Here is a 26058-nt window from a genome sequence, read left to right on the forward strand (position 1 = left end):
GTCGTCGAAAGGTCTCCCCCCATGCAGCAGGTCCAAGCCGTCATCGCCCGCGCCAAAGACGCGCCGGTCGAGATCGTCACCATCAACGTCCCCGACCCCGGGCCGGGCGAGGCCGTCGTGGCCATCCAGGCCTGCGGCGTCTGCCACACCGACCTGCACTACCGTCAGGGCGGCATCAACGACGAGTTCCCGTTCCTGCTCGGCCACGAGGCCGCAGGTGTCGTCGAGTCCGTCGGAGAGGGTGTCACCGAGGTCGCCCCCGGTGACTTCGTCGTCCTCAACTGGCGCGCCGTGTGCGGCGAGTGCCGTGCCTGCAAGCGCGGCGAGCAGCAGTACTGCTTCAACACCGCGAACGCCACGCAGAAGATGACCCTCGAAGACGGCACCGAGCTCACCCCGGCTCTCGGCATCGGGGCCTTCGCCGACAAGACCCTCGTCGCCGCAGGCCAGTGCACGAAGGTCGACCCGTCGGCCCGCCCGGCTGCTGTGGGCCTCCTCGGCTGCGGCATCATGGCCGGCATCGGTGCGGCCATCAACACCGGTGGCGCCACCCGCGGGAAGTCTGTCGCCGTCATCGGCTGCGGCGGGGTCGGTGTCGCCGCGATCGCTGGTGCCGCGCTCGCCGGGTCCAGCCCGATCATCGCCGTGGACATCGACGCCAAGAAGCTCGAGACCGCCAAGAAGCTCGGCGCGACCCACACCGTCGACTCCTCGCAGGTCGACCCCGTCGAGGCCATCCGCGAGATCGCCTCGAAGACCTACCCGGGCGCCGAGGGTGCTGACATCGTCATCGAGGCCGTCGGTCGCCCCGAGACCTGGAAGCAGGCCTTCTACGCCCGCGACCTCGCCGGCACCGTGGTCCTGGTCGGCGTGCCGACCCCGGAGATGACGGTCCCCGAGATCCCGCTGCTCGACGTGTTCGGCCGCGGCGGGTCGCTCAAGTCCAGCTGGTACGGCGACTGCCTGCCGAGCCGCGACTTCCCGATGCTCGTCGACCTGTACCAGCAGGGACGCCTGGACCTCGACGCCTTCGTCACCGAAGAGATCGGCATCAACGACATCGAGGCCGCCTTCGAGCGGATGCACGACGGCGACGTCCTGCGCTCGGTCGTGGTGCTCTGATGGCGGCCCGTACCGACCACGTCGTCACGTCGGGGACCTTCAGCCTCGACGGTGAGACCTTCGACGTCGACAACAACGTGTGGATCGTCGGCGACGACAGCGAGTGCCTCGTCATCGACGCACCGCACTCGGTCGACGAGATCCTCGCGGCCGTGGGTGACCGCCGGCTGACCGCGATCGTCTGCACCCACGCGCACGACGACCACGTGCGGGTGGCACCCGAGCTGCGCGAGCGGACCGGTGCGCCGATCTACCTGCACCCGGCCGACCGCCCCGTCTGGGAGCTCACGCACGGCACGTCGACCGCATGGGACCACGACCTGTCCGACGGGCAGACCCTCGAGGTCGCCGGCACGACGCTCACGGTCCTGCACACCCCCGGTCACGCGCCCGGAGCGGTCTGCCTCTACGCCCCCGATCTCGGGAGTGTCTTCACCGGGGACACCCTGTTCAACGGCGGACCCGGCGCGACGGGTCGCTCCTTCAGCGACCGTCCGACGATCGAGGCCTCGATCCGAGCCCGGCTCTTCGCGCTGCCGGACGAGACGGTGGTGCACACCGGGCACGGTGACGACACGACGATCGGCGCCGAGAAGACGAACCTCGACGGCTGACAGCGCCGCAGGCCGACCTGGTCGGCCGTCCGCAGCGCCGGGCCCTCTCACGTGACGCGCGAGGGGGTCCGGCGCTGTCGTCTGTCTGGGGTCCCGGTACCGAGCCTGCTCAGCGCCCCTCGCCCTACCGCCGACGCGCGTCGATCAAGAACCGCGTCGAGTGCGCGACGAAGGACCCCTCACGCTCGATCACGTCGTGAAGGGCCCGAAGCCTCTCCTCGTACCCCTCGGCCGTGAATCCGGGGACCATCCAGATCACCTTGCGCAGGTAGTAGACGACAGCCCCCACGTCGAAGAACTCGGTGCGCAGCGTCTCGCTCCGCAGGTCGACGACCTCGAGCCCCGCCGCCTCCGCCTCACGCACGGCGTCGTCGGGGTGCCGCGCCCGGTACGACTCCTCCGGCAAGGGCCCGCGGAAGTGCTCGACCAGGCCGAACATGCTCGCGGCACCGACCTGCTGGGACAGGTACGTGCCCCCGGGCTCGAGCACCCGGGCGATCTCGTCCCACCAGACCGTCACCGGGTGGCGGCTCACCACGAGGTCGAAGGCACCGTCGGCGAAGGGCAGCGGGGGCTCGTCCGGGTCCGCGACGACCACCACCCCACGTGGACGCAGCAGCCTCGTCGCGACAGTGACGTTCGGCGGCCACGACTCGGTGGCCACCATGACCGCGGGGAGCACGGGAGCCCCCGCGAGGACCTCTCCCCCACCGGTCTGCACGTCGAGCGCCGCAGACGACACCGCGAGCCGCTCCGACATGATCCGCTGGTACCCCCATGAGGGGCGTTCTTCGGTCGCCCTGCCGTCGAGCCAGCTGAAGTCCCAGCCGTCGACGGAGACGGCCGACGCCTCGGCGACGAGGTCTTCGTAGGTGCGTGACATGCTTCGATGCTGCCCGGTCTGTCTGCCCGGGCGCAACGAGACTGCGTCTCGAGCGTCCCGCGCGCCTATCCCGGCATCGCAGCAGGCAGGCCCGAGGCCTCCGTGCCGGGCGACGACGGCGCAGACTCACGGACCACCAGGTGCGTCGGCAGGATGATCGGGCTCGGGCTCTCCCCGTCCATCACCCGGATGAGCATCGACGCCATCTCGTGCCCGAGGGCCCGGACCGGCTGGTGGACCGTGGTCAGCGGCGGGTCGGTGTGCCGGGCGACGTCGAGGTCGTCGAAGCCGACGACGGCCACGTCGCCCGGCACCGTCCGACCGTGCGCCCGGAGCGTGCTGACCGCACCGGCAGCCATGTTGTCCGACGCCACGAAGACGGCGTCGAGCTCAGGGTCGGCCGCGAGCAGCCGAGCCATCGCCTGAGCCCCTCCGTCGTGGCTGAAGTCCGCCTGCTCGACGAGCGACGGCGCCAGCCCTGCCACGGCCATCGCGTCGACGAAGCCCTGCCAGCGGGCGACCGAGGCCTCCTGGTCCATCGGACCGGTGATGACCGCGAGGCGCCGACGCCCCGAGCGGAGCAGGTGCTCGGTCGCGCTCCGCGCACCTCCACGGTTGTCCGCGTCGACGTACCAGCGAGGGTCGCCGGTGAGCGGGCGCCCGCAGAACACGATCGGCAGGTCTGTCGCGTCGGCCACCCGTGCCAGGGGGTCGTCGCGGCGCAGCGCCATGAGCATCACGCCGTCGGTCCGGCGCGAGCGCAGCAGACGCTCGATCCGCGCCTGCCCGTTCGGGGCCGAGGCCAGCACCAGGGTGAGGTCGAGCTCTGCCTTCTCGAGGACCGTGGCGACCCCGACCACCACCTGGGAGAAGAACGGGTCGCCGAAGAAGGCCGGGTCGTCCCCGGAGAAGGCGAGGACGACCGAGCCGACCCTGTTCGTCACGAGCGCACGGGCCGTGGCGTTCGGGACGTAGCCCAGCTCCTCGGCGGCCCGCTCGATCGCCTCACGCTTGGCCGGGCTCACGTTGCGGGCGTTGTTCATGGCGCGCGACGCCGCCGACCGCGACACCCCGGCCCGCCGCGCCACCTCGTCGAGCGTGGGTCGTCTGGACCTGTGGCTCGACGGGAGGCTGGGCGGGCGGGGCGGCGCGGACGACGGGTCGTGCATCGGGTCCTCGGGCATGGCGGTCAGCCTACTGTCAGGCGCGGGCCCCCGGCGCTGACCCGTCACGGCTGCGTCGACCACGTCGCGCGACGCCGGTCACCGTGAACCCCGCGACGAGCAGCAGACCAGCGACGACGACCCACGCAGGGTCCGCCCCTGTGGTGGCGAGCGCTCCGCCGCGACCGTCCGGCGCCCCGCCACCTGCCCCACGAGCCGTCTCCTCGACGGGCGGGTCGACGACCGGGGCCGGTGACGGCGCCACGACCTCGGGACTCTCGGTCACCTCGAGCGTCGCGGGCTCGGTGTAGACGCCACCGAAGGCGTTGGTGAAGTACGCCCTGTACTGAGTCCCCTCCCCCAGCCTCGCGGTGAGCGTGAGGGTCGTCGAGGTCGCCTCGGGTACGTCCGTCCAGACCCCTGCGGTCAGGCGCTGCCACTGGACGCCCGGGGCCGGGCTCCCGGTCGCGGCAGCGCTCATGCTGGCCTGCTGGCCGTCGACGACCGTGACGTCTGCGGGGTCGCTCGTCACGACCACCACAGTCCCCGCACCCGACGCGTCGCCGTCCTGCTGGTCGGCGACGAAGGACGCGACCCAGGTGAGCGCGGAGTTCCAGTTGACCGTGATCTCGTTGGTCGACCAGGACTGGATGTCGTCCACGTAGCAGGCCTGCGGGGCACACATGCGGTCCGGCCCGTAGAGCGCCTTGATGACGGGGTCCCACGTGACGGCGTCGGAGTTCGGGCCACCGGACACCGAGCCGCGCGGAGGGTTCGGCAGCGACGGCTCGAGGGAGTGGGCGAACCAGCGGCTGTGCTGGTTCTGGGAGAACTGCTGCCCGTACCCCGTGACGTACGAGTTGTTGAGCGCGTTGCGGCCGAGCAGGTAGTCCATCGACTCGAGCACGGCGTCGGCGAAGCGCTGGTCGCTCGTGAGGTCGAAGGCCGTGCCCAGCACGACCTGGTTGTTGAGGATCGCGCTGTTCGATCCCCAGCTGTAGATCCCGTCGGACCCCGGGTAGGCCGTCCCGAAGGGTTCACCCTGCTGCCACGCGAGGTACCGCTCGGCTGCCTCGACGACCGAGTCACGGACTGCGGCGCGTCCTGGCAGGTCGGACTCGACGGTCGCGAGGTCGAGCCGGCCGAGCGCCGCCGTCTCGAACCAGTTGAAGCCGCCCGACGTCCAGATGTCCGCCGTGTGGTACTCGCTCGCCAGGACGTGGTCCTCGAAGACCTGGTCCCCCGTGGTGAGGAAGAGCTCGGCCGCAGCCCAGTAGAGCTCGTCACCGACGGAGTCGTCGTCGTAGGGTCCGCTGCCCGTGCTCGGGTCGTCGTTGGGAGCCGGGGCGTAGAGGTCGGGGGTCCGCAGCGCGGCATCCCACGCGACCCGCCCGGCCGCGAGCAGGTCGGCGGCGAACTGCGGGTCGTACTGCTCCCACAGCCGGGCTCCTTGGGCGGCGACCGCGGCGAAGTTCAGCGTGGCAGCCGTCGAGGGCCTGTGCAGGTAGCGCTCCTGGGCGTCCTGCGAGGGCAGGAGCGGCAGGCCTGTCCAGTCAGCGTCGGCGACCTTGTGGTGCACCATCCCTGGGTACATGGCGGCGTCGGCCGGGACCTGCATCTTCATCATCCACTCGAGCTCCCAGCGTGCCTCGTCGAGGACGTCCGGGACCCCGTTCGTCTGCTCGTCGAGCGGGATGTTCAGCGTGCCGTCCCGGAGGTCCGCGCCGGCTCCGGTCGGGCTGGTCAGGGTCCGCTCGTAGGTGGAGAGGAGCTGGGCGACGGCGATGCCACCGTTGACCACGTACTTGCCGTGGTCACCGGCGTCGTACCACCCACCCGTGACGTCGGCCGTGTAGTCGCACGTCCAGTCTCCGTACATCCAGTACTGCCCCTCGGTCTCCGGCGTGAGGCAGGCGACGTCGACGTCTCCGCGGTTGGGGCCGCCGTCGGCGCCGTCGGGAGTGCCGACGTGCCCTGCCGGACGGCTGTACTTCTGCGCGTCCGGCTGGCCGACCATGAGCGAGCCGTCGATCTCGATACCGCTGCGGGCGGGGTAGAAGTAGTTGATCGCGTCGGCGCGCAGCTGCTGGTAGATGTCCGCTCCGACGGTGAAGGCGTAGCTCTCCTCACCGTCGGCCACGAGTGTGTACGTGCCGGGCGCGGTGACGCCCGTGAAGTCGATCTCGTGGACCGCGACGCCTGCTGTCGGGTCGAGCCCGGCCGGCACCGTGGTCCCCGACGCGACAGTCACGCCCTGGGCGTCGTGCAGCTCCCACGGGAGAGCGGCGGGAGCGTCCGTCACGAGGGTCGCCTCCTTCGGACCTGCGGGCAGGTACCCCACCTGGTTGACCCGCACCCGTGGCCCAGTCTCCGGGGTGTAGGGCGGAGTCTCGGTCCCGCTCAGGAGCGAGACGTCGTCGAGGCAGAAGGTCCACGGGGTGTCCGAGCCGCCGACCTGGAACGAGATCTCCCCGATCCCCGGGCTCGTGGCGCCGTCGGTCGGGAAGCCCCGCTCGGCGGTGAAGGTGTAGGTGTAGGAGCGCATGCCGGCGCTGAGCGTGGGGTTGTTCTCGAGCAGGACCGTGTAGGGGTCCTCGTCGTCGCCGATGATCGCGCGGACCGGTCGGCCGTTCGAGGAGCTCGCGTCGAAGGAGAGGGTGTAGGTGGTGCCGGGCTCGATGACGATCCCGTTGTACCCGACGATCTGGTCCCACCGGTTCGAGGTCCCGGCACCGAGCTCGACGCACAGGACGCCGTCGGTGACAGCGCTCGTCACACCGGGTCCGACTGCGTAGAAGGGGGCGATGGCCCCGTCCTCGAAGTCACCTCCGACGACCTGCTCCGCAGGGTCGGTCGGATCGGTGGGGTCTGTCGGATCGGTGGGGTCCGTGGGGTCAGTCGGGTCGGTCGGGTCTGTGCGCTCCGTGATCGAGACGTCGTCGATGCAGACGGTGTACGGGACAGCCTGCGCACCGAGCTGGAGCACGGCGAGCCCGCTCGTGGTCGTCCACCCGTCGGCGAGCGGGGACCCGGCGTCTGTGCTCGTCGTGGGCCACGTAGCCGGCGAGACCGTGAGCTCGACGTGCTGCGGTGTCGCGGTGCCGTCGAGGACCACCTGCCGTGCGGAGGTCGCCGGGTAGGTCGCGCCGACCTGGAGCGGGAGGGTGACCGCCTGGTCGGCACGGGCGTCGAAGGACATCGTGTAGGTGGTGTCGCGATCGAAGGTGAGGTCGTCGTGCTGGGCGGCGACGTCCCAGGGATTGGTGCCTCCCGAGACCGTGGAGCAGAGCTCCTCGGTCGCGGTCGAGGTGGTGACGCTGCCCGAGTTGGCGTAGGAGTGCCATCCCTCAGGGTCGCCTCCGGTGAAGGTGTGCTCCGTGCTCAGAGGGCTGGCGGTCGCTGCCGGTGCGACGACGGTGGCGAGCACCAGCGCTGCCGAGATCGATGACGCGGTCAGGACGGCGAGCGCCTGTCGTGCATGACGAGGGGAAACCACGATGTCTCCATTCTGTGCGGGAGCGCTCCCACACCTGGTCGGGGGAGACGGTCTCGCGAGCGTGCCCCGGAAACTATCACCTGGACGAGAGTGGGAGCAAGCCGGGAGCGCTTCCAGTTAGGCGAGGCCTGCCAGCGGAGCGACGCACGGCGTGGTCCAATGTCCCTGCACCTGCGTGCCCTGTGCCCGCCTCTGCAGGAGGCACACCCGTGCCTGCCCCAGGACCCACCCGAGAGCCGTCGAGCCATGAACCTGTCCCCCGCAGCGCCTGCCGCGCCCCCTGCGTCGTACTACTCCAGGCGTCCGCCGCGCTGGCTGGGCCGGGCGCTCTTGTCCGGGGTGGTGACGGTCTTCGCCGCGATCTTCGTGTGGCGCGCCCTCGGCTCGCTCACGAGCCTCATCGTCAACCTCATCATCGCGCTGTTCCTCGCGCTCGCGATGGAGCCGATGATCTTGTGGCTGGTCAAGCACGGCTGGAAGCGCGGCGCCGCGACAGCCACAGTGCTGTTCAGCCTGCTGGCCGCAGCCGCCGCGGTCATCGCACTCTTCGGCCGGATGTTCCTCGAGCAGGCCGGTGACCTCATCCGGTCGCTGCCCAGCACCTACGACTCCGTGACGCTCTGGGCGGAGAAGCAGTTCGACGTCGTGATCCCCGAGATGGAAGACCTCCAGGCCCAGCTGCTGCAGGACTACGGCAACGAGGTGGCCTCGCGTGCCCTGGCGATCGGCACCTCGGTGATCGGTGGCCTCTTCGCCTTCGCGACGATCTTGCTCGTCTCGTACTACCTCGCGGCAGCAGGCCCCAAGTTCCGTGCGTCGATCTGCGGGTGGTTGCGGCCCAAGAACCAGACCGAGGTGCTGCGCCTGTGGGAGATCACGCAGATCAAGATCTCGGACTACATCAACTCGCGTGTGGTGCTCGCGGCGATCGCGAGCTTCTTCACAGGGGTGTTCCTCACGATCATCGACATCCCGTACGCGCTGCCCCTCGCGCTCTTCACAGGGGTCGTCTCGCAGTTCGTGCCGACCATCGGTACGTACATCGGTGGTGCGCTGCCGATCGTCTTCGCCCTCACCGGTGGCAGCTGGCAGAAGGCCGTCATGGTCCTCGGGTTCATCATCCTGTACCAGCAGGTCGAGAACATGTGGCTGTCACCGAAGATCTCGGCCCGCGCCCTCCAGATGAACCCCGCGGTGTCCTTCGTCGTGGTGCTCGCCTTCGGTGCCGTCTTCGGCGCTCTCGGGGCATTCCTCAGCCTGCCCGTCGCCGCGACCATCCAGGCCGTCGCGACCACGTACCTGCGCCGACACGAGCTCGTGGACTCCCACATGCTGCACGACCCCGCGCCGGGTGACAGCGACGGAGGCGAGGAGGAGTCCAGCGACGGGGCGGCAGAGGCCGACGAGAGCACGGCAGCCGCCGCTCGAGCGACAGCGCACGACTCCGCAGCCGACGGGCGCGCGCAGTCTGAGCCTCCGCTCCCGGACCGCGGCACGGACGGCACCCGGGACTGATCGCCGCCCTGCGCTCAGTCCTCGAAGTCGTAGAACAGCCGTTCGACGACGGCTCGCGCCCGTCGCGCCGACCGCAGGTAGTCCTGCTCGAGCTGTGCTCCGCTGCCGGGCGGGTAGTGCACCACGCGGGCGATCCCGCTGAGCGCCGCGATGTCGGAGGGCAGGACGTCGGCCGTCGCCCCGCCGACGCGCCCGGACCACAGGACGAGGGCGTCGCGCAGGTTCGACGCGAGCTGCCAGGCCTCGGACAGGACGTCGGCGTCGTCGCGCTCGACGAGCCCTGCGACGACCGCCGCCTCGAGCCCTGCGAGCGTCTCGGTGGTCCGCAGGCCCTCCACGGCGTGCCCGTGCTGCAGCTGGAGCAGCTGGACGGTCCACTCGACGTCGCTGATCGCACCACGCCCGAGCTTGAGGTGCCGTGCCGGGTCGACACCGCGGGGCAGCCGCTCGGCCTCGACCCGCGCCTTGATGCGCCGGATCTCGCGGACCGTCGCCGCGTCCAGCCCGGAGGCCGGGAAGCGGAGCGGGTCGATGAGCCGCTCGAAGTCCGCCCCGAGCGTCTCGTCGCCCGCGACAGCCCGGGCCCGCAGCAGCGCCTGGCTCTCCCAGGCAGCCGACCAGCGCCCGTAGTACCCGGCGTAGGAGTCGAAGGACCGCACGAGAGGACCGTTGCGGCCCTCGGGGCGCAGGTCGGCGTCGACCTGGAGCGGCGGCTCCTCGCTCGACCCGCTGAGCGAGGACCGCACCTTGCGTGCGACATCGAGGGCGTACCTCTGGGCGACGGCGTCCTCGGTCCCGGGTGACGCCCTGTAGACGAACATGACGTCGGCGTCCGAGCCGTAGCCGAGCTCACGGCCACCGAGGCGGCCCATCGCGATGATCGACATCGCGGCGGGAGCCTGCGCCCGGGTCAGCCCGGCCTCTTCGCACAGCACGAACTCCGCGACGCGCAGCGCCCCGCGCAGCACAGCGTCTGCCGCGTCGGAGATCCCCAGCGCTGCAGCGGGCGCCTCGCACAGCCCGAGCAGCTCGGCGCACGCGATCCGGGCGAGCTCGCGGCGGCGCATCGCGCGCAGCACGGTGATGGCCCGCACCTGGTCGTCGGCGCGGGTCAGCACGGCGTCGGACTCTGCGACCAGGCGGGCGAGCGGACGGGGCTTGAGGTCGCTGTCCTCGGCGAGCCAGGTGACCGACTCGGGCGAGCGACCGAGGGCCTCCGCGACGTAACGGGAGGTCGACAGGAGGGAGGCGAGCCTGTAGGCGGCAGACCCGGAGTCCCGCAGCAGCTTGAGGTACCAGTGGGTGGTGCCGAGCTCTTCGGAGAGCCGCCTGAAGGCGAGCAGCCCACCGTCCGGGTCCGAGCCCTCGGCGAACCAGCCGAGCATCACAGGCAGCAGCTGGCGCTGGATCGCGGCCCGCCGGCTGACCCCTTCGGTGAGCACGGCGATGTGGCGCATCGCGCCCTTGGGGTCGCGGTAGCCGATGGCCGCGAGGCGCGCGCGGGCTGCCTCGGGCGCCAGGCTCGCCTCTTCGGCCGACAGCTGGGCCGTGGCGGGCAGCAGCGGCCTGTAGAACAGCTCTTCGTGGAGCGTGCGGACGTCGCGGCGCACGGTCTTCCAGCGTTGGACGAGCCCCTCGGCGCCGTCGCTGCGCATGCCGGCCGAGCGCGCGAGTCGACGCAGGTCCTGCTCACCTGTCGGCATGAGGTGCGTGCGCCGCAGGTTGACCAGCTGGATGCGGTGCTCGAGGACCCTCAAGAACCTGTAGCAGACGGCCAGCTGGGCGGCGTGCTCGCGGCCCACGTACCCGGCGCTGGCGAGTGCCGCGAGGGCGGTCAGCGTGTTGGAGCTGAGGATCGACGGGTCGGACCGCCCGTGCACCAGCTGGAGCAGCTGGACGGTGAACTCGACGTCGCGCAGCCCACCCTTGCCCAGCTTGAGCTGACGGTCCGCCTCGGCAGCCGGGACGTTGTCCTCGACGCGGCGACGCATCGCCTGGGAGTCCTCGACGAAGTTCTCCCGCTCGACGGCCGACCACACGAGCGGGGTGATCGCTTCGGTGTACGCCCGCGAGAGCTCGACGTCCCCGGCCACGTGGCGGGCCTTGAGGAGCGCCTGGAACTCCCAGGTCTTGGCCCAGCGCTCGTAGTACGAGACATGGCTGGACAGGGTACGCACGAGCGGCCCGTTCTTGCCCTCGGGACGCAGAGCGGCGTCGACGGGCCACAGCGGCGGCACGCTGCTCGGCCCTCCCCCGCACACTCGGGTGAGGATCGTGGCGAGCTTCGCGCCCGCGGCCATCGCGTCGCTCTCGTCGGTCCCCTCGGTCGGCTCGGCGACGTAGACGACGTCGACGTCGCTCACGTAGTTGAGCTCGCGCCCGCCGCACTTGCCCATCCCCAGGACCGAGAGCCGGACGCCGGCACCGTGGTCGGGCAGCTCGCCGCGGGCGACCGCGAGAGCGGCCTCGAGGGCCGCAGACGCGAGGTCGGCCAGCGCGGCGGCGACGGCCGGCAGGATCGACAGCGGCTCGGTCGACGTGAGGTCGCTCGCCGCGATCCGCAGCAGCCTGCTGCGGTAGGCCCGGCGCATCGCGTCGGTCGCCTCGATCTCCGGCATCCCGGCGACCGGGACGTCAGCCTCGGGGTCCGCCCCGACCGCGCGGAGCAGCTCGGCCCGGACCAGGCTGACGTCGACCCCGACACCGCTCGTCGTGTCGCTCACGACGTCGAGCAGCTCGGGGTGCCGCACGAGCTCGTCACCGAGCGCGACCGAGGCGCCGAGGACGTTCAGCAACCGGTCCCGGACCAGCTGCTCGTCCGGGGCGAGGTGCACGGCGTCGATGCCCTCGGTGTCCCCCGACAGCAGGCGCCCCAGCAGGGCGGCGCGCTGCGCGTGGTCCGGGTCGACGGTCGCCGCGCAGCACAGCCGGATGAGGGCGATGAGCGCGAGGTCGGGGTCGGCCGTGGCCGCGAGGGCGGGCAGCAGTGCTGAGCTCGGCTGCACCTCCCCCACGACGGCCGTGAGGTCTTTGTCCCCGCACAGCTGGGCTGCGCGCGCGACGTCGGAGAAGCCGAGCCGGGTGAGTCTCCCGGTCAAGGACGTGGTCCGGGAGGTGCTCACCATCAGCGTGCTTCCGTCAGTCGGTCTGCGGGCAGGTCAGGGCGGGTCGTGGGCGTCGGCCGGGTCAGAGGACCTGGAGCAGGCGCTTGAGCTCGAAGGGCGTGACCTGCTGGCTGTAGCCCTGCCACTCCTGGCGCTTGTTCTTGAGCACGAAGTCGAAGACGTGCTCGCCGAGGGTCTCGGCGACGAGCTCGGACTTCTCCATGAGGCTGATCGCGTCGTCGAGGGTCTGCGGGAGCGGCTTGATGCCGAGCGCGCGGCGCTCGGCGTCGGTGAGCTCCCACACGTCGTCGTCGGTCGCCTCGGGCAGCTCGTAGCCCTCTTCGATGCCCTTGAGACCGGCCGCGAGCGTGAGCGCGAAGGCCAGGTACGGGTTGGCGGCGGTGTCGAGCGCGCGGTACTCCACGCGGCTCGAGTTGCCCTTGCCCGGCTTGTACATGGGCACCCGCACGAGCGCGGAGCGGTTGTTGTGGCCCCAGCAGACGTAGCTCGGGGCCTCGGCCCCGCCCCACAGGCGCTTGTAGGAGTTCACGTGCTGGTTGGTCACGGCGGTGATCTCGGCGGCGTGCACGAGGAGACCGGCGATGAAGTGACGGGCCGTCTTCGACAGCTCGTACTGCGCCCCGGGCTCGTGGAAGGCGTTGCGGTCCCCCTCGAAGAGCGAGAGGTGCGTGTGCATGCCCGAGCCCGGCTGGTCGGCGAGCGGCTTGGGCATGAAGGAGGCGAACACGCCCTGCTCGAGCGCCACCTCCTTGATGACCGTGCGGAAGGTCATGAGGTTGTCGGCCGTGGTGAGGGCGTCCGCGTAGCGCAGGTCGATCTCGTTCTGGCCGGGGCCTGCCTCGTGGTGGGAGAACTCGACCGAGATGCCCATGGACTCGAGCATCGTGATCGCGGCGCGGCGGAAGTCGTGACCCTGCGTGCGGGCGACGTGGTCGAAGTACCCGCCGTGGTCGATCGGTACCAGCGGGCCGTCGGCCGTCGGCGGCTCGAAGAGGTAGAACTCGACCTCGGGGTGCGTGTAGAAGGTGAACCCCTGGTCAGAGGCCTTCGCGAGGGCGCGCTTGAGCACGTTGCGGGAGTCCGCGAGCGAGGGCTCACCGTCGGGGGTGAGGATGTCGCAGAACATCCGGGCGGTCCCGTGATGTTCACCACGCCAGGGCAGCACCTGGAAGGTCGTGGGGTCGGGCCGGGCGATCATGTCCGCCTCGTAGACGCGCGTCAGCCCTTCGATGGCGCTGCCGTCGAAGCCGATGCCCTCGGAGAACGCGGACTCGAGCTCGGCCGGTGCGATCGCAACGGACTTGAGCATCCCGAGCACGTCGGTGAACCAGAGGCGGATGAAGCGGATGTCGCGCTCCTCGACCGTGCGGAGCACGAACTCTTGCTGCCTGTCCATGGGTCCATCATGGCTGATGCCAGAGGCTTTTGGTGCGCGACAGACGGAAATCGCCGAGGGAAAGCACTAGGGTCGGTCGCATGGTGGACATCAGGATCGCCCTAGCGCAGATCGACACGTGCGTCGGCGACGTCGACACGAACTCCCGGACCATCCTCGAGTGGTCGCGGCGCGCCGCGGCCGAGGGAGCCCACGTCGTGGCCTTCCCCGAGATGACGATCACCGGGTACCCGATCGAGGACCTCGCGCTGCGTGCGTCCTTCCAGCGGGCCGCCCGCGCGGCCGTGCAGACGATCGCGGACCAGCTGGTCGCCGACGGGCTAGGCGACCTCACCGTCGTGCTCGGCACTGTCGGTGCACCGCAGGTCACCCGCACGAGCCCCGGGACCCGGCCGACCAACCAGGCCGTCGTCCTCCAGCACGGTGCGGTGACGGCCTCCTACGACAAGCACCACCTCCCGAACTACGGGGTCTTCGACGAGTTCCGCATCTTCGCCCCGGGCGCCGAGCCCTGCATCCTCGAGATCCAGGGCCGTCGTGTCGGGCTCGTGGTGTGCGAGGACATCTGGCAGGACGGCGGACCGGTCGCAGAGCTCGCCCAGGCCGAGGTCGACCTGCTGCTCGTGCTCAACGGCTCGCCCTTCGAGGAGGGCAAGGGGCACACCCGCACCGACCTCGCCGCGCGCCGGGCCCACGAGCTCCGCGCGCCGGTCGCGTACGTCAACATGGTCGGCGGACAGGACGACCTCGTCTTCGACGGCGGGTCCTTCGTGGTCGGCGAGGACGGCTCGGTCCTGACGAGCGCACCCCAGTTCGTCGAGCACCTGCTCCTGTGGGACCTCGCCGCTGACGGCGAGCCAGAGCACCGTGGACCGCTCGCCCCGCCGCTCGGCGACGAGGAAGAGGTCTACCAGGCGATCGTCACGGGTGTGCGCGGCTACGTGCGCAAGAACGGGTTCCGCAGCGTGGTGCTCGGTCTGTCTGGCGGGATCGACTCGGCGCTCGTCGCCGCGATCTGCGCCGACGCGATCGGCGGGGAGAACGTCTACGGCGTCTCGATGCCCTCGTCCTACTCCTCGGAGCACTCCAAGGACGACGCGGCGGACCTGGCCAAGCGCATCGGCGCCCACTACAGGGTCCAGCCGATCGCGCCGATGGTCGACGCCTTCCAGGGGCAGCTCGACCTGCAGGACGTCGCCGCCGAGAATCTCCAGGCGCGTGTGCGCGGCATGATCCTCATGGGTCTGTCGAACGCCGAGGGGCACCTCGTCCTCGCGACGGGCAACAAGTCCGAGCTCGCCGTCGGGTACTCGACGATCTACGGCGACGCCGTCGGCGGCTACGCGCCGATCAAGGACGTCGACAAGTCGCAGGTGTGGGCGCTCTCGCGCTGGCGCAACAACGCGGCCCTCGACGCCGGGCAGATCCCGCCGATCCCGGAGAGCTCGATCACCAAGCCCCCCTCGGCCGAGCTCCGCCCGGGCCAGGTGGACCAGGACTCCCTGCCGCCCTACGACCTGCTCGACGAGGTCCTCGACGCGTACATCGAGCACGCCGAGGGCCGGGCCGAGCTGCTCGCCCGCGGCTTCGACGAAGAGGTGGTCGACAAGGTCGTCTCCCTCGTCGACCGCGCCGAGTGGAAGCGCCGGCAGTACCCGCTCGGCCCCAAGGTCACGGCTCTCGCCTTCGGGCGCGACCGCCGGCTCCCGGTGACCTCGCGCTGGCGCGAGCCGCACGCCTGACACCCCCGCACCCCCGGCCGGTCACGACCTGGCCGGCCGTCTGACGCAGACCCACCCACGACGCAGAGGCAGCACACATGGCACAGCACTCGCTCCCCGGTTCCGGCACCGGAGCCGAGACCCCCGTCGCACCCGCACAGCGCAAGCGGTTCCGCGTGCACCACCTGGCCGAGCACAAGGAGGCCGGGCGCAAGCTCACGATGCTCACGGCCTACGACACCATCACCGCGCGGATCTTCGACGAGGCCGGGCTCGACCTGCTGCTCGTCGGCGACTCGGCCGGGGACAACGTCCTGGGCCACGAGAACACCATCCCGGTGACCCTCGACGAGATGGTCGTCGCGGCTCGCTCGGTCGCGCGCGCCGCCAAGCACTCGATGGTCGTCGTCGACCTGCCCTTCGGCAGCTACGAGGCCTCCCCCGAGCAGGCGCTCCAGTCCGCGGTGCGGATCTTCAAGGAGACCGGCGCCCAGGCCGTCAAGATCGAGGGCGGCAAGCGCATCGCCGCCCACGTCGCGCTCCTGACGGGAGCGGGCATCCCCGTCTTCGGTCACCTCGGCTTCACCCCGCAGTCGGAGAACATGCTCGGTGGCAAGCGCGTGCAGGGTCGCGGCGACGAGGCGGCCGAGCTGCTGTGCGAGGACGCCCTCGCGCTCCAGGAGGCCGGCGCCGTGGCGGTCGTCCTCGAGATGGTCCCCGCCCCCGTCGCCGCACGGGCTACCGAGATCCTGCGGATCCCCACGATCGGCATCGGTGCGGGCAACGAGGTCGACGGGCAGGTTCTCGTGTGGACCGACATGGCCGGCATGGGTGCGTGGTCGCCGCGGTTCGCCAAGCAGTTCGGTCAGGTCGGCCAGGCGCTGTCCGACGCGGCGCAGGCCTACGTCTCTGAGGTGCAGTCCTCGACCTTCCCGGGACCTGAGCACCAGTACGAGCACTGACCGGACTCAGCTGCCGGTCCAGGACGACGAGAAGGCCCCGACGACATCTGTCGTCGGGGCCTTCTCGTCATGTCAGTCACGCGAGCCGACCAGGCCTCGTCCGGGCTGTCAGGCCCGTTCGTCCTCCGCGTCCGCCTCGTCCCACGCCTCGGTGCGGGCGTCGGCCTGCTGGAGCGCCTTCTGCGCCGCCTCGCGCGTGGGGTACGGGCCCATCCGGTTCGTCCACGACGACGGCTTTCCCTCTTCGACCTCTCGGGTCTTGGTGTTGAAGTAGAACTCGGCCACGGGGCCCTCCTCAGCTCTGCGCCTGGGGCGCTCTCTGAGCACCCATTCTGCCTGGGGACCCACCGTCTCGCCTGCCCTGGTCGCCCTCCTGGCGACTGCGGACGCCCTGGTCCGTAGACTGGGCCCATGTCTTCCGCGCGATCCAGCTCTCTGCTCGTCCCTGGCACCGTCGGTCCCCGACGCCAGGTCCCTGCGTCGATCCCCCGCCCGGAGTACGTGGGCCGACCCGGACCGGCGCGGTACACGGGGCCGGACGTCGTCGCCCCCGAGGTGATCGAGCGGATCCGCGTGGCCTCGACGATCGCCGCCCGCGCCCTCGCCCTCGTCGGCGAGCACGTGGCACCCGGCGTGACGACCGACGAGCTCGACAGGATCGGGCACGAGTACATGCTCGACCACCACGCCTACCCCTCGACCCTGGGCTACCGGGGTTTCCCGAAGTCGCTGTGCACCTCGATCAACGAGGTCATCTGCCACGGGATCCCCGACTCGACCGTCCTCGAGGACGGTGACATCGTCAACGTGGACGTCACGGCGTACATCGGCGGGGTGCACGGCGACAACAACGCGACCTTCCTCGTCGGAGACGTCGACGAGGAGTCGCGGCTGCTCGTCGAGCGCACGCAGGAGGCGCTGGCCCGCGCGATCAAGGCCGTCAAGCCCGGACGTGAGGTCAACGTCATCGGGCGGGTCATCGAGAAGTACGCAGACCGGTTCGGCTACGGCACGGTCCGCGACTACACGGGGCACGGGGTCGGCGAAGCCTTCCACACCGGCCTCGTGATCCCCCACTACGACGCCGCGCCGCAGTACAGCACGGTGATCGAGCCAGGGATGGTCTTCACCATCGAGCCCATGCTCACCCTGGGCACGAACGACTGGACGATGTGGGACGACGGATGGACCGTCGTCACAGCAGACGGTCGACGGACAGCACAGTTCGAGCACACGCTGGTCGTCACCGACACCGGAGCGGAGATCCTGACACTGCCATGAGTCACTCGAAGAAGAGTCACAGCTCGCACGAGATCGCCTTCGGCATCGACGTGGGCGGGAGCGGCATCAAGGGCGCCCCCGTCGACCTCAAGACCGGCGAGTTCGCCGCCGACCGCGTCCGCATCCCGACCCCCGAGGGGTCGACACCCGAGGCCGTCACCGCGGTGATCGCGGAGCTCGTCACGAGCTTCGACCTGCCGGACAAGACACCCGTGGGCATCGCCTTCCCCGCGCCGATCTTGCACGGCGTGGTGCCCTCGATCGCCAACCTCGACCAGTCCTGGGCCGGGGTGAACCTCGACAAGATCGTGTCGAAGGCCCTCGACCGCACGGTCATCGGCGTGAACGACGCCGATGCCGCAGGAGTTGGCGAGGCCGTGTACGGCGCCGCCCGCGACAAGGGCGGGACCATCCTGCTGGCGACGCTGGGGACCGGGATCGGGAGCGCGCTCCTGGTCGACGGCCACCTGCTGCCCAACACCGAGCTCGGGCACCTGGAGATCGACGGGCACGACGCGGAGTCCCGCGCCTCGGACCGCGCGCGGACCCGCGACGACCTCTCGTGGGAGCAGTGGGCCGAGCGCCTGCAGCGCTACTTCGAGACCGTCGAGTACCTGTTCTCCCCCGACCTCATCGTCGTCGGCGGTGGCGTGAGCAAGCACCACGAGAAGTTCTTGCCGCTGCTCGACCTCCGGGCGCCGATCATCCCGGCGAAGCTGCGCAACGCGGCCGGGATCGTCGGGGCGGCTCGTCTGGCGGCAGACGCCGACTGACACTGCTCTCCCCCGCGGCCCCCTCGCGGGGCCGAGCACGGCAGCAGCCCTCGACCGGAGACGGTCGAGGGCTGCTGACTTGTGAGGCGTGGTCAGGGCGCGCGGCGGCCGCGTCGGCTGACGCACGGCTCGCCCTGTCAGGTACCGACCTTGGAGGTGGACGAGAGACGGCGCAGTGCGCCCAGTCCTGGTCCGCGCTGAGGGGGGTTCTGTCAGCGCTTGCGCTGCGGGCCGACCAGCTCGTCGACGCCGAGCATCGCGAGAACGTCGCTCACGACAGCCGGCGGGTCGACGAGCGTGACGTCGAGGCCCTCGTCGCGGCCGATGGTGCAGACCTGTACGAGGAAGGCGATGCCCGTCGAGTCGATGAACTCGACCTTCGAGGTGTCGATGACGACCGGCAGGTTCCGGTCGAGGGCCCTCGCGAGCGCGCCGCTCGCGTCAGGCCGCAGCGCGCTGTCGACCTCGCCCCACATCTGCAGGACGCTCCGCCCCGGCTCTTCGAGGAGGCCGATGCCGCTCACCCTGGTGTCGATGCTGTCCATGCCGAAACCACTTCCTGACGATGTCGTCGGAGCTGGTGCCCCCGCACCGGGCCGAGCCCGGTGCCACCAGATCTGCGACGAGTCTAGGCGCGGATTCTTGCTCTTGGCAATGTCTTGACGCTTTCCATACGGTAAGGATTTCCTCAGTCAGGAGCAACCCGTCACGACCTGGACGACGCGCCTCGCTTGAGCATCCCCCACAGGACCGTCGCGGCGAAGAGCACGAGTGCGATGACGGCGAGCCACAGGAGGCCCTTGATGACGAAGCCGAGGACGGCCAGGACGGCCCAGACGATGAGGATGCCGATGATGATGTTCATGTGCTGACCGTAGATCGGGCCCCCTCCTCCCGCACGCGCAGCCGGGACGCCCCCACCCCACCCCAGCAGCACACGAGGACCGCAGAGGTCTCGCGCTGGCACACGATCCTCGCTAGGTTCGCACCATGGGGTGACCGCCACCTGCACGTGCAGCACCGAGGAGCAGCTCATGATCAGGTTCTTGCTCAGGACGCTCATCTTCCTCGCGTCGGCCGCCCTCGGGCTGCTGGCCGCCGACGCCGTCCTCGACGACTTCTCGATCACGGCCTCAGGCTTCGTCGTGACGGTGGTCGTGTTCGCCGTGATCCAGAGCGTGCTGGCACCGTTCATCGCCAAGATGGTCTCGCGGTACGCACCGGCCTTCCTCGGCGGGATCGGGCTGCTCGCCTGCTACGTCGCCCTGCTCGTCGCGTCCTTCGTCGGCGACAGCCTGACGATCCGTGGCGTGAGCACCTGGGTGCTCGCCACGATCATCGTCTGGTTGGTGACCGCGCTCGCGACCTTCTTCCTGCCCTTCGTGCTGCTCCGCAAGGCCGCGAACGGCGAGCGCGTCCCGCGGGGTCGGCGCCCGCAGCAGACGTCCTGAGCGCGCGAGCTGTCGGCAGGCACTCGACGTGGCCTAGGTGCGTCTGACGCCGGCTTCGCCGTCGCTGGGCACCGTGCCACGGCTGCTGACCTGCACGGACAGTGCCTCGACGATCGGGACTCCTCCCCATCGACGGCGGCGCGCAGCGGCCCTACCGTAGGGACGGGCCGAAGGCCGACCCGGGTGCAGCAGAGGAGTCAGGACGGATGAGCGAGCCCGACGGCCGTGTGCCGCGGTCCTACGTGACGCGGCCGCCTCGCGACGTCGTGCCCGACGAGCCCGTGGTCCCCGAGCTGTCGCCCCGCGAGCGCCGGCTCGCGCAGTACAGGTCGACGGCCGCGACCGGCGGCGGCGCAGCCTCCCTCGCAGGACCAGCAGCGCCTCACCGCCTGCTCGTCGCGGCGACAGTCCTGGCGGGTGCGCCTGCCGCCCTCGTGCTGGGGGCCACGCTCTCCGCGCTCATGACGACACTCACCCTGCCGCTCGGTCTGCCCGAGTGGTGGGGGCGCGGCTCGTGGAACCTCATCGTCATGACCTTCACGCTCGGACCGTGGCTGCTGGCCTCGTGCGTGGTGGCCGTGCTGCTCCTGCTGGTCGAGCTGGTCCGGCCGCAGCCGCGAGACGGCTGGGGACGGACGGCGCCGAGAGGCCGACCGTCGGTCGCACTGATGGTCTCGACCCTCGGCCTGGTCGCCCTGAGTCCGCTCCTGGCCTTCTCGGGCTTCATGCTCTTCCTCGCCTCGGCCTACGTCTGCGCCTCGTCCTCGGCGACGTGCTGGTGAGGTGAGACTCTGGCGAGTCGTCGGGGCGCGGACCACGGCCTAGGTCCTCGGCTGTACCCCGGCGACCGAGCGGTCGACTGGTCAGCGCTGCGCGGACTCCGCGGCGCGGCTGTGCCAGACGTCCGGGACCGCGACGAGCGCGGTGAGCGCCCCGAAGAGCAGCGCGCTGCGGGTGTGCGGCAGGCGGACCCCGCGCGTGGCACGAGCCTCGTTGCGGTGGAACACCTTCTTCTCGACGACGACCGTGAGCACGCTGCTGCCCACGACGACCAGACCGGCGCCTGCGAGCGCCGCGACCTGGGTCGTGCGGTCCATCCCGTCGGGGGCGACGGTCGAGGATGTCGTCTGCGTGCCGGTCCCCTCGCCTGCTGGTGCGTCGGAGGCCTGTGTCCCGTCGGGCCCAGCCTGAGACACGCGAGACCCGTCGAAGGTCTGGTCGGTGAGCTTCCACGGCGGTGTGCCGGTCCCACGGACCGTGGCGACGGTCTTCTGCCAGGTGTCGTCGTGGCGCATGTCGCGGATCCCCAGAGCAGCGAAGGCTGCGAGGCCTGCAGTCTTGAGGACCGTGCGCGCGGTCTTGGACCGCACGTAGTCCGGGAGGGCGTACCACCCCACGACGAAGGCCGTGGTGGCCGCGGTCGTGCGGATGACTGATCGGGAGTCCGGCTGGGGCGCGTCGATGGTCGTCATCGCTCGATGCTATCGGTCCGCAGCTCCATGCAGACCAGCCGGTCCCGGCTCTCCCACGACGTGACGACCGCGAAGCCAGAGCGTTCGTAGGTGTGGATGGCCGGGGTCCGCCAGTCCCACACCGAGAGCCGCACGGGCCGTGGGAGCCGTGCGAGCGCCTCGGCGAGCAGACGTCTGCCGACGCCGTGCCCGCGGTAGGCGGGGTCGACCCAGAAGCGCGCGATCGACGCTGCCCCCGCCTCGGCGGAGAGCACGACCATGGCGACTGCTTCCCGGTCTGCCACTCCGAGCAGCACCGTGGAGCTCACGAAGGCGGAAGCCGGGTCGTCGACCTCGGACTGGTAGCGCGCGGGGAGCGACCCGTCGACGCGCTCGTCTGCGAGAGCGCGCTCGGCCTTCTCAGCCTCCGTCTGGTGGAGGTAGGCGGCGACAAGACGAGAGACGACTGCGGAGTCCTGCGGGAACCGCGCTTCACGGACGGTCACAGGGGCGACGCCGCTGGCGGGGTCGGGGTCGTGGTCAGGCACGACCCTGACTCTAGCGAGGGCGGATGAGCTGGCCGGTACGCCGGGTTCCATCAGGCAACGCTCTGACCTGGGATGGTGTCGGACCGGGGGCTCTGTGGGGGCTCCAGGGTGATGATCCCGTCCGACGCGTCGCGCATCCGCTGGTCGTCGTCCTCCCACAGGTGGGCGTAGGTACGCAACGTCTCGGTCGCGTCCTTGTGCCCGAGGCGCGACGCGACGGCGACCGGTGACGCTCCCTCGGCGATGAGCAGCGAGGCGTGGAAGTGGCGCAGCTGGTGCCACCCGCGCCCGGGAATGTCGACGACCTTCGCTGCGTGGCGCCAGGCCTCCCCAGCAGCGTTGCGGTTGATCGGCCCGCCGAGGCGCCCGGTGAACACCAGGCCGTCCTTGCGAGGACCGAGCGCCGCCAGGGTGCTCTTGCCGATGCTGAAGTCCCGGTAGGAGTCGTCGGTCTTGGGCGGCCCCCAGGTCGGACCCGGGCCGACGAGCTGACGGTCGATCAGCACTCGGGCGCCGCCCTCATTCTCGGTGATGCGGTCCCACGTGAGTCCGCGGGTCTCGCCGCCTCGCGTGCCGGCCGCCGCGACGAAGACAACCATCGCCTTGTACGGGGTCCAGACGGCTTCGAGGAAGGCTTGGACCTGTCCCGGGGTCGGCGGGATGACGAGAGACTTCTCGACGCCCGGGAGGTTGATGCGCAGGCACGGACTCTGCTGAATCCGGCGGTCGTGCACGGCAGTCTTGAAGATGCCGGCCATGTAGACGTAGGCCAGCTGGACAGTCGTGGGTGCGTAGGTCTTCGACCAGGAGGTCACGGCGGCCTGGATGGTCGAGCGGTCGATGTCCTCGAGAGGCAGGTGGCCGAGGGCCGGAAGGATGGTCAGCCGCAGGCGCCGGTCGATCGTGGCGAGGCTGGTGTTGCGCTGGTGGACCTGCTCGACGAGCCATAGGTCCGCCATGTCGCGGAAGAGGATGCGGCCGCGCTCGGGCGCGATGTAGGTCCCGGAGCGGACGGCGTGCGCGACCTCGTCGAGGTGGGCCTGGGCGGCGTCCTTGGTGGAGAAGCCGCGCTTACGTCGGCGGCCGTCGCGTTCGTTCCAGACGGCGAGCCACCGCAGGCCGGTTCCGTGGCGCTCGCTCTTGACCTTCCGACCGGTGGGGCCGGTCTTCATCCAACGGTCTTCGATGTGCGCCACGGCTACCCTTCGTCAGTCGCAGAGGCCCTCGGCGATCTCACCGGGAATGTTCTGCTGCGTGTAGGAGAAAATGCAAGTCAGGCGCTCTTGCGAGCGTTGCTTGTTGTGCTGGTTGATGAGTGCGAGTGCTACCGCCCCCGCCACTATCAGCACGAGTACGCCGACCAGCACAGCGCGTCGACGGCTGGCCGCGCGACGCTCTTCCCGCTCTAGCCGAGCCCTTTCCAGGGCGATCAGCTCCGCTACGGATGCCTCGCTCGCCGGCCTCTCTCCGGATGCCGCTTCGTTCATCTCATGCCCCTTGCTCGATGCGTCCAAAATTGATGTATCGGACGTTCGACATGGAGTCTTGAGCGTCCAGCCACGCCTCAACGACCTGGCGCGTGACGCCAAGCTCTCGGGCAATCGCTCCGAGGTGCGTCGTGGCTGCGGCCACCTCGGCCTCGGCGTAAAGCGCGGGGGTGATGAGCGCACAGGCGGCCCACCGCCAGGCTCGCGCCTCGAGCTCGGGCGGTTGGGGGCCGTCGTCGCCGTAGAAGGCGTGGCCGAGCTCGTGGGCGAGAGCGCTGATCGTCTGGGGTCCAGACAGGCGAGGGCTAAGCATGATGAGTCGGTGCTTCAGCAGATACCGGCCGTGGTGCCGGCCGATGTTGCGGGTCATCACGGCAACGCCCGATGCCTCTGCTTGTGCCACCAGCTCATAGAACTCCACGCGCTCCCCTACCTGTCGCCGTCGACAGAGTCTTCGTCCGGGTCGATGTCGCTCAACGCTGCGATGTCTTCCGGGTCGTCGAACTCACCTGCATCTGCACGTCGGTGCAGATCCTCGTAGTCGATGACCGTAGGGGGTGGCTCTGACACTGTGTCGTCGTCCGATGTCGGGTCGGGCGTGCTCACGGCGGTCAGGTGCCTTGTGACCGGGCTCCCCCCGGTCGGGTTCATGGGGGCGGGGTGCTCAGCATTGCCCACCACCTCCTCGCGCATCCGTCGTCTCACCTCGGCCAGCAGGTCGTCGGCCGAGAGCTGCCCGATGTCGGGCACTGTGACGGTGGCCTTCGCTTCACGATCGGTCAGGAACCCCGCTGCCACGAAGGCCTCGAGGACAGGCCGTCCGTAGGCCCTGGCGAGTGCCGCGACGTTCTCGGCGTTGCCTGGGATTCCGGTCGACTTCCAGCGCGACACGGTCGACGGGTTGAGGTCGATCGCCTTCGCGATCTCGATCTGCTGTTGCCCGCCGGTGATCGTCTGTACGTACTGCCACCACTTCACGGCTTGAACACTAGGTGTCACGTCTGCTCCTGAGCTGCCGGTTCGCGGGATTGCGTGGACGCAAGCGTATCGCCGCGCGCATTGGTCCCCAAGAACGGCGAGATTCCAACACTCTGCACCCCGTTACCCGATTGTGATCTTTGGTGATTGCATTGCTGCAACTCCGTGAGTACATTAAGTGCATCGGCGCAAGGAACCGCAGAAAGTCGCCGCTCACGAAGGAAGGAGGGGTCATGGACGCCACGCTCCACCTGCGGGACGACCAGCTCAAGAAGTTCCGCGTTCTCGCCGGCCTCAGCACTGACGCCGCGCTTGCAGAACGCATGGGTCAGGACCCCGGAAACCTCTCCCGGGTCCTCCGCGGCAAGCAGGAGCCCGGCCCCAAGTTCATCGCTCGACTCGTCGCAGCATTCCCCGGCATGGACCTCGACGACCTGTTCGAGGTCCGCGCCGCCTGACCGAGCGATACCGGATCACCCGCACCCACCCCGGACCTCACGAGGTCCACCCCGGGCGGCGTGCCAGCTCCTTCACAACTCCACAGAGGAACAACCCACCCAGCGCACGACGCGACCCTCGGCCCCACGGACTCGCCCAGGGACACGTCACGACACAGGACTGCGGCGAGAGCCGACTCCCCTGGGTGAAGGCCCGCGAGGGCCGCAGTACGACGCGTAACCGCTACCCCGGCAGCAGTAGGCCGGCACGCGCAAAGGAGGCCAGCCAACGCGCTCCTCGTCGTCCTGCCTCACCACCTGGTGCACCCGCGACCGACCACGCTCCTACGCGGTCGCGGTGAACGCCGGCCGGAACATCCCCGGGGAGCCGGGTCAGCCGACCGAGGACCACCAGCCCCGCCCGGCGCTCACAGATCGCGGACGGGGCACCACGCCCACCCGACACCCAGCGAGGAGCCCACATGGACGACGACGCCACACAGCAGCTCGAAGACGACCTCATCGCCACCGAGAACGACCTCCTCGACGCCGCCGAGGCTCTCCGCGACGCAGGCCCCATGGACCAGCAGGCCTGGTGGGAGCAGTTCGCGACGCTCTGCGACCTGGTCGACCGCCGCAAGCGGCTCGAGGGTCGCTGACGTGCGCCGCGGTCACCTCATCACGCTCGCCGTCGTCGCGGCTCTCGCCGCTGCGGCCGTGCGGGTCGCGCTTGTCTCCCCGCTGTTCTCCGGCGGGCACCTCATCGCTGCACCCCTCATCGCCGCCGCGGCCGGGACGATCCTCGTCCGCTACGCCTTCATCAACGGAAGGACCCGAGCATGACCGAGACCAGCACCCAGAAGGAGAAGAAGCTCCTCAACGTCACGGAGGCCGCCGAGCTCTACGGCGCAGACCCCGAGACGATCCGTCGCTGGGCCAGGAGCGGCACGATCCCCGGCTTCAAGGTCGGGAAGGGACGCAACGCTCCGTACCGCTTCCGGCGCACCGCGCTCGAGGCCGACATGACCCGCCGCGAGAAGGCCATGGCCGCCGGCCGAGTGGCCTGAACACACAGCAGGGTCCGGTCATCCCCGACAGACGACCGGCCCCGCACTCCCATGAAGGAGGTACTCCAGTGTCCCTGACGACTATCACCGTCGAGGAAGGCCCGAGCCTGGCGACGCGCGTCGCGCTCGCCGGGCTGACCATCGACCTCGACCCCGACTCCGTCGCGAACCTCCAGCGCGAGCTCGACGACAAGGCCCCGCAGGTCTGCCCGCGGTGCTCCGGGTCGCGCTTCACGGACGGCTCGCGCATCCACGAGTGCCCGACATGCTCGGGCGAGGGCTGGGTCCGGTGACCATCACCGACGAGTCCGCCCCGCGCGCCGTCCTCGAGCACGTCACGCACGCCGCCGCGCAGACCGCGGTCGACGTCCAGACCGCCTCGATCGACGACCGCGTCTTGCGCGTGACCGTCGTCGGGCAGGTGCAGCGGAACGCGCTCGCCCAGACGGTCATCGAGCACCCCGTCATCCGCGCAGTGTTCCGCGAGACCGACGGCTCGCTCACCGAAGAACTCACCGGGGCCTCACGCCTGCGTCCCGGCTTCACGGTCCTCCTCACGGGACCGCACACGCCCCTCCAGTAGCGACC

Annotated in this window: 29 protein-coding genes; 15 read left to right on the forward strand and 14 right to left on the reverse strand. The window is 70.4% G+C overall.

The features are described from left to right. Positions 1–21: 21 nt before the first annotated feature. Together HZZ10_RS05840 and HZZ10_RS05845 are read left to right on the forward strand one after the other, a co-directional pair. Complete coding sequence (locus HZZ10_RS05840; protein ID WP_179912786.1) at positions 22–1122, forward strand: S-(hydroxymethyl)mycothiol dehydrogenase; 1101 nt, start codon at positions 22–24, stop codon at positions 1120–1122. Beyond that, on the forward strand, positions 1122–1736 hold the full coding sequence (locus HZZ10_RS05845) for an MBL fold metallo-hydrolase (protein WP_179912787.1): 615 nt from the start codon (positions 1122–1124) through the stop codon (positions 1734–1736). The genes HZZ10_RS05840 and HZZ10_RS05845 overlap by 1 nt, the downstream gene beginning before the upstream one ends. A 124-nt stretch (positions 1737–1860) precedes the next feature. Here the strand turns inward: HZZ10_RS05845 and HZZ10_RS05850 are convergent, their stop codons facing one another. The 3 genes from HZZ10_RS05850 to HZZ10_RS05860 all read right to left on the reverse strand — a co-directional run bounded on the left by HZZ10_RS05850 (position 1861) and on the right by HZZ10_RS05860 (position 7278). After that, entirely contained in the window at positions 1861–2619 is a 759-nt protein-coding gene (locus HZZ10_RS05850) for a class I SAM-dependent methyltransferase (RefSeq protein WP_179912788.1), read from the reverse strand. Between the two features lie 65 nt (positions 2620–2684). Continuing rightward, a complete protein-coding gene (locus HZZ10_RS05855; RefSeq protein WP_228087154.1) occupies positions 2685–3803 on the reverse strand; it encodes a LacI family DNA-binding transcriptional regulator in 1119 nt (372 codons plus the stop codon). Positions 3804–3819: 16 nt separating this feature from the next. Next, entirely contained in the window at positions 3820–7278 is a 3459-nt protein-coding gene (locus HZZ10_RS05860) for a glycoside hydrolase family 9 protein (protein ID WP_179912789.1), read from the reverse strand. A 246-nt stretch (positions 7279–7524) separates the two neighbouring features. Here HZZ10_RS05860 and HZZ10_RS05865 point away from each other — a divergent pair, with 246 nt between their 5' ends. After that, positions 7525–8793, forward strand: coding sequence for an AI-2E family transporter (locus HZZ10_RS05865; protein ID WP_179912790.1), 1269 nt, complete (start codon positions 7525–7527; stop codon positions 8791–8793). A gap of 14 nt (positions 8794–8807) precedes the next feature. On the opposite strand, the gene HZZ10_RS05870 is transcribed toward HZZ10_RS05865, so the two are convergent. Together HZZ10_RS05870 and HZZ10_RS05875 are read right to left on the reverse strand one after the other, a co-directional pair. Beyond that, positions 8808–11918, reverse strand: a complete 3111-nt coding sequence (locus HZZ10_RS05870; RefSeq protein ID WP_179912791.1) for a bifunctional [glutamine synthetase] adenylyltransferase/[glutamine synthetase]-adenylyl-L-tyrosine phosphorylase — start codon at positions 11916–11918, stop codon at positions 8808–8810. A gap of 61 nt (positions 11919–11979) precedes the next feature. Beyond that, the gene (locus tag HZZ10_RS05875; RefSeq protein WP_056131994.1) at positions 11980–13314 is read right to left on the reverse strand and encodes a glutamine synthetase family protein; all 1335 of its coding nucleotides are present in this window, start codon (positions 13312–13314) and stop codon (positions 11980–11982) included. Positions 13315–13394: 80 nt separating this feature from the next. Here HZZ10_RS05875 and HZZ10_RS05880 point away from each other — a divergent pair, with 80 nt between their 5' ends. Continuing rightward, the gene (locus HZZ10_RS05880) at positions 13395–15056 is read left to right on the forward strand and encodes an NAD+ synthase (RefSeq protein ID WP_179912792.1); all 1662 of its coding nucleotides are present in this window, start codon (positions 13395–13397) and stop codon (positions 15054–15056) included. Positions 15057–15133: 77 nt separating this feature from the next. Beyond that, on the forward strand, positions 15134–15997 hold the full coding sequence (gene panB / locus HZZ10_RS05885) for a 3-methyl-2-oxobutanoate hydroxymethyltransferase (RefSeq protein ID WP_179912793.1): 864 nt from the start codon (positions 15134–15136) through the stop codon (positions 15995–15997). A 108-nt stretch (positions 15998–16105) separates the two neighbouring features. Here panB and HZZ10_RS05890 read toward each other — a convergent pair whose 3' ends face one another. Next, a complete protein-coding gene (locus HZZ10_RS05890; protein WP_179912794.1) occupies positions 16106–16282 on the reverse strand; it encodes an SPOR domain-containing protein in 177 nt (58 codons plus the stop codon). Positions 16283–16408: 126 nt separating this feature from the next. On the opposite strand from HZZ10_RS05890, the gene map reads away from it, so the two are divergent. Together map and ppgK are read left to right on the forward strand one after the other, a co-directional pair. After that, a complete protein-coding gene (map, locus tag HZZ10_RS05895) occupies positions 16409–17278 on the forward strand; it encodes a type I methionyl aminopeptidase (RefSeq protein ID WP_056131983.1) in 870 nt (289 codons plus the stop codon). After that, positions 17275–18051 carry a polyphosphate--glucose phosphotransferase gene (gene ppgK / locus HZZ10_RS05900; protein ID WP_179912795.1) on the forward strand — a complete coding sequence of 259 codons (777 nt, stop codon included), beginning with the start codon at positions 17275–17277 and terminating at the stop codon, positions 18049–18051. Before map ends, ppgK begins: the two co-directional genes overlap by 4 nt. A 212-nt stretch (positions 18052–18263) precedes the next feature. Here the strand turns inward: ppgK and HZZ10_RS05905 are convergent, their stop codons facing one another. After that, entirely contained in the window at positions 18264–18596 is a 333-nt protein-coding gene (locus tag HZZ10_RS05905; protein WP_179912796.1) for an STAS domain-containing protein, read from the reverse strand. Between the two features lie 161 nt (positions 18597–18757). Then, positions 18758–18916, reverse strand: a complete 159-nt coding sequence (locus HZZ10_RS05910; protein ID WP_179912797.1) for a hypothetical protein — start codon at positions 18914–18916, stop codon at positions 18758–18760. Between the two features lie 169 nt (positions 18917–19085). Here HZZ10_RS05910 and HZZ10_RS05915 point away from each other — a divergent pair, with 169 nt between their 5' ends. Together HZZ10_RS05915 and HZZ10_RS05920 are read left to right on the forward strand one after the other, a co-directional pair. Continuing rightward, positions 19086–19502 (forward strand): phage holin family protein, encoded by a 417-nt coding sequence (locus tag HZZ10_RS05915; protein WP_056134014.1) that lies wholly within the window; start codon positions 19086–19088, stop codon positions 19500–19502. 206 nt (positions 19503–19708) lie between these two features. After that, positions 19709–20284: a hypothetical protein gene (locus HZZ10_RS05920; RefSeq protein ID WP_179912798.1), complete on the forward strand. Its 576-nt coding sequence runs from the start codon at positions 19709–19711 to the stop codon at positions 20282–20284. Positions 20285–20365: 81 nt separating this feature from the next. Here the strand turns inward: HZZ10_RS05920 and HZZ10_RS05925 are convergent, their stop codons facing one another. The 6 genes from HZZ10_RS05925 to HZZ10_RS05950 are packed head-to-tail and all read right to left on the reverse strand — an operon-like array spanning position 20366 to position 23966. After that, the gene (locus tag HZZ10_RS05925; RefSeq protein ID WP_179912799.1) at positions 20366–20974 is read right to left on the reverse strand and encodes a hypothetical protein; all 609 of its coding nucleotides are present in this window, start codon (positions 20972–20974) and stop codon (positions 20366–20368) included. Continuing rightward, positions 20971–21501, reverse strand: coding sequence for a GNAT family N-acetyltransferase (locus tag HZZ10_RS05930; protein ID WP_218928474.1), 531 nt, complete (start codon positions 21499–21501; stop codon positions 20971–20973). Before HZZ10_RS05930 ends, HZZ10_RS05925 begins: the two co-directional genes overlap by 4 nt. Positions 21502–21551: 50 nt before the next feature. Beyond that, a complete protein-coding gene (locus HZZ10_RS05935) occupies positions 21552–22673 on the reverse strand; it encodes a tyrosine-type recombinase/integrase (protein ID WP_179912801.1) in 1122 nt (373 codons plus the stop codon). A gap of 36 nt (positions 22674–22709) precedes the next feature. Then, positions 22710–22988 (reverse strand): hypothetical protein, encoded by a 279-nt coding sequence (locus tag HZZ10_RS05940; protein ID WP_179912802.1) that lies wholly within the window; start codon positions 22986–22988, stop codon positions 22710–22712. Position 22989: 1 nt separating this feature from the next. After that, the gene (locus HZZ10_RS05945) at positions 22990–23409 is read right to left on the reverse strand and encodes an ImmA/IrrE family metallo-endopeptidase (protein ID WP_179912803.1); all 420 of its coding nucleotides are present in this window, start codon (positions 23407–23409) and stop codon (positions 22990–22992) included. Positions 23410–23417: 8 nt separating this feature from the next. After that, a complete protein-coding gene (locus tag HZZ10_RS05950; protein WP_179912804.1) occupies positions 23418–23966 on the reverse strand; it encodes a helix-turn-helix domain-containing protein in 549 nt (182 codons plus the stop codon). Between the two features lie 233 nt (positions 23967–24199). Here HZZ10_RS05950 and HZZ10_RS05955 point away from each other — a divergent pair, with 233 nt between their 5' ends. The 6 genes from HZZ10_RS05955 to HZZ10_RS05980 all read left to right on the forward strand — a co-directional run bounded on the left by HZZ10_RS05955 (position 24200) and on the right by HZZ10_RS05980 (position 26053). Then, entirely contained in the window at positions 24200–24424 is a 225-nt protein-coding gene (locus HZZ10_RS05955; RefSeq protein WP_179912805.1) for a helix-turn-helix domain-containing protein, read from the forward strand. 461 nt (positions 24425–24885) lie between these two features. Further along, positions 24886–25062 (forward strand): hypothetical protein, encoded by a 177-nt coding sequence (locus HZZ10_RS05960; protein WP_179912806.1) that lies wholly within the window; start codon positions 24886–24888, stop codon positions 25060–25062. A 1-nt stretch (position 25063) separates the two neighbouring features. After that, entirely contained in the window at positions 25064–25246 is a 183-nt protein-coding gene (locus tag HZZ10_RS05965; protein ID WP_179912807.1) for a hypothetical protein, read from the forward strand. Next, positions 25243–25470, forward strand: a complete 228-nt coding sequence (locus tag HZZ10_RS05970; RefSeq protein WP_179912808.1) for a helix-turn-helix domain-containing protein — start codon at positions 25243–25245, stop codon at positions 25468–25470. The genes HZZ10_RS05965 and HZZ10_RS05970 overlap by 4 nt, the downstream gene beginning before the upstream one ends. A gap of 68 nt (positions 25471–25538) precedes the next feature. Next, on the forward strand, positions 25539–25763 hold the full coding sequence (locus tag HZZ10_RS05975) for a hypothetical protein (RefSeq protein WP_179912809.1): 225 nt from the start codon (positions 25539–25541) through the stop codon (positions 25761–25763). Then, a complete protein-coding gene (locus tag HZZ10_RS05980; protein WP_179912810.1) occupies positions 25760–26053 on the forward strand; it encodes a hypothetical protein in 294 nt (97 codons plus the stop codon). The genes HZZ10_RS05975 and HZZ10_RS05980 overlap by 4 nt, the downstream gene beginning before the upstream one ends. Positions 26054–26058: the final 5 nt, after the last annotated feature.

The organism is Sanguibacter inulinus (assembly GCF_013415325.1).
GTDB lineage: Bacteria > Actinomycetota > Actinomycetes > Actinomycetales > Cellulomonadaceae > Sanguibacter > Sanguibacter inulinus.

Excerpts from the sequence above, each read along its gene's own strand:
- HZZ10_RS05840 (WP_179912786.1), top strand. The coding sequence starts at position 22 with ATGCAGCAGGTCCAAGCCGTCATCGCCCGCGCCAAAGACGCGCCGGTC.
- HZZ10_RS05845 (WP_179912787.1), top strand. The coding sequence starts at position 1,122 with ATGGCGGCCCGTACCGACCACGTCGTCACGTCGGGGACCTTCAGCCTC.
- HZZ10_RS05850 (WP_179912788.1), bottom strand. The coding sequence starts at position 2,619 with ATGTCACGCACCTACGAAGACCTCGTCGCCGAGGCGTCGGCCGTCTCC.
- HZZ10_RS05855 (WP_228087154.1), bottom strand. The coding sequence starts at position 3,803 with ATGCCCGAGGACCCGATGCACGACCCGTCGTCCGCGCCGCCCCGCCCG.
- HZZ10_RS05865 (WP_179912790.1), top strand. The coding sequence starts at position 7,525 with ATGAACCTGTCCCCCGCAGCGCCTGCCGCGCCCCCTGCGTCGTACTAC.
- HZZ10_RS05870 (WP_179912791.1), bottom strand. The coding sequence starts at position 11,918 with ATGGTGAGCACCTCCCGGACCACGTCCTTGACCGGGAGACTCACCCGG.
- HZZ10_RS05875 (WP_056131994.1), bottom strand. The coding sequence starts at position 13,314 with ATGGACAGGCAGCAAGAGTTCGTGCTCCGCACGGTCGAGGAGCGCGAC.
- HZZ10_RS05880 (WP_179912792.1), top strand. The coding sequence starts at position 13,395 with ATGGTGGACATCAGGATCGCCCTAGCGCAGATCGACACGTGCGTCGGC.
- panB (WP_179912793.1), top strand. The coding sequence starts at position 15,134 with ATGGCACAGCACTCGCTCCCCGGTTCCGGCACCGGAGCCGAGACCCCC.
- map (WP_056131983.1), top strand. The coding sequence starts at position 16,409 with ATGTCTTCCGCGCGATCCAGCTCTCTGCTCGTCCCTGGCACCGTCGGT.
- ppgK (WP_179912795.1), top strand. The coding sequence starts at position 17,275 with ATGAGTCACTCGAAGAAGAGTCACAGCTCGCACGAGATCGCCTTCGGC.
- HZZ10_RS05905 (WP_179912796.1), bottom strand. The coding sequence starts at position 18,596 with ATGGACAGCATCGACACCAGGGTGAGCGGCATCGGCCTCCTCGAAGAG.
- HZZ10_RS05910 (WP_179912797.1), bottom strand. The coding sequence starts at position 18,916 with ATGAACATCATCATCGGCATCCTCATCGTCTGGGCCGTCCTGGCCGTC.
- HZZ10_RS05915 (WP_056134014.1), top strand. The coding sequence starts at position 19,086 with ATGATCAGGTTCTTGCTCAGGACGCTCATCTTCCTCGCGTCGGCCGCC.
- HZZ10_RS05920 (WP_179912798.1), top strand. The coding sequence starts at position 19,709 with ATGAGCGAGCCCGACGGCCGTGTGCCGCGGTCCTACGTGACGCGGCCG.
- HZZ10_RS05925 (WP_179912799.1), bottom strand. The coding sequence starts at position 20,974 with ATGACGACCATCGACGCGCCCCAGCCGGACTCCCGATCAGTCATCCGC.
- HZZ10_RS05935 (WP_179912801.1), bottom strand. The coding sequence starts at position 22,673 with ATGAAGACCGGCCCCACCGGTCGGAAGGTCAAGAGCGAGCGCCACGGA.
- HZZ10_RS05940 (WP_179912802.1), bottom strand. The coding sequence starts at position 22,988 with ATGAACGAAGCGGCATCCGGAGAGAGGCCGGCGAGCGAGGCATCCGTA.
- HZZ10_RS05955 (WP_179912805.1), top strand. The coding sequence starts at position 24,200 with ATGGACGCCACGCTCCACCTGCGGGACGACCAGCTCAAGAAGTTCCGC.
- HZZ10_RS05960 (WP_179912806.1), top strand. The coding sequence starts at position 24,886 with ATGGACGACGACGCCACACAGCAGCTCGAAGACGACCTCATCGCCACC.
- HZZ10_RS05970 (WP_179912808.1), top strand. The coding sequence starts at position 25,243 with ATGACCGAGACCAGCACCCAGAAGGAGAAGAAGCTCCTCAACGTCACG.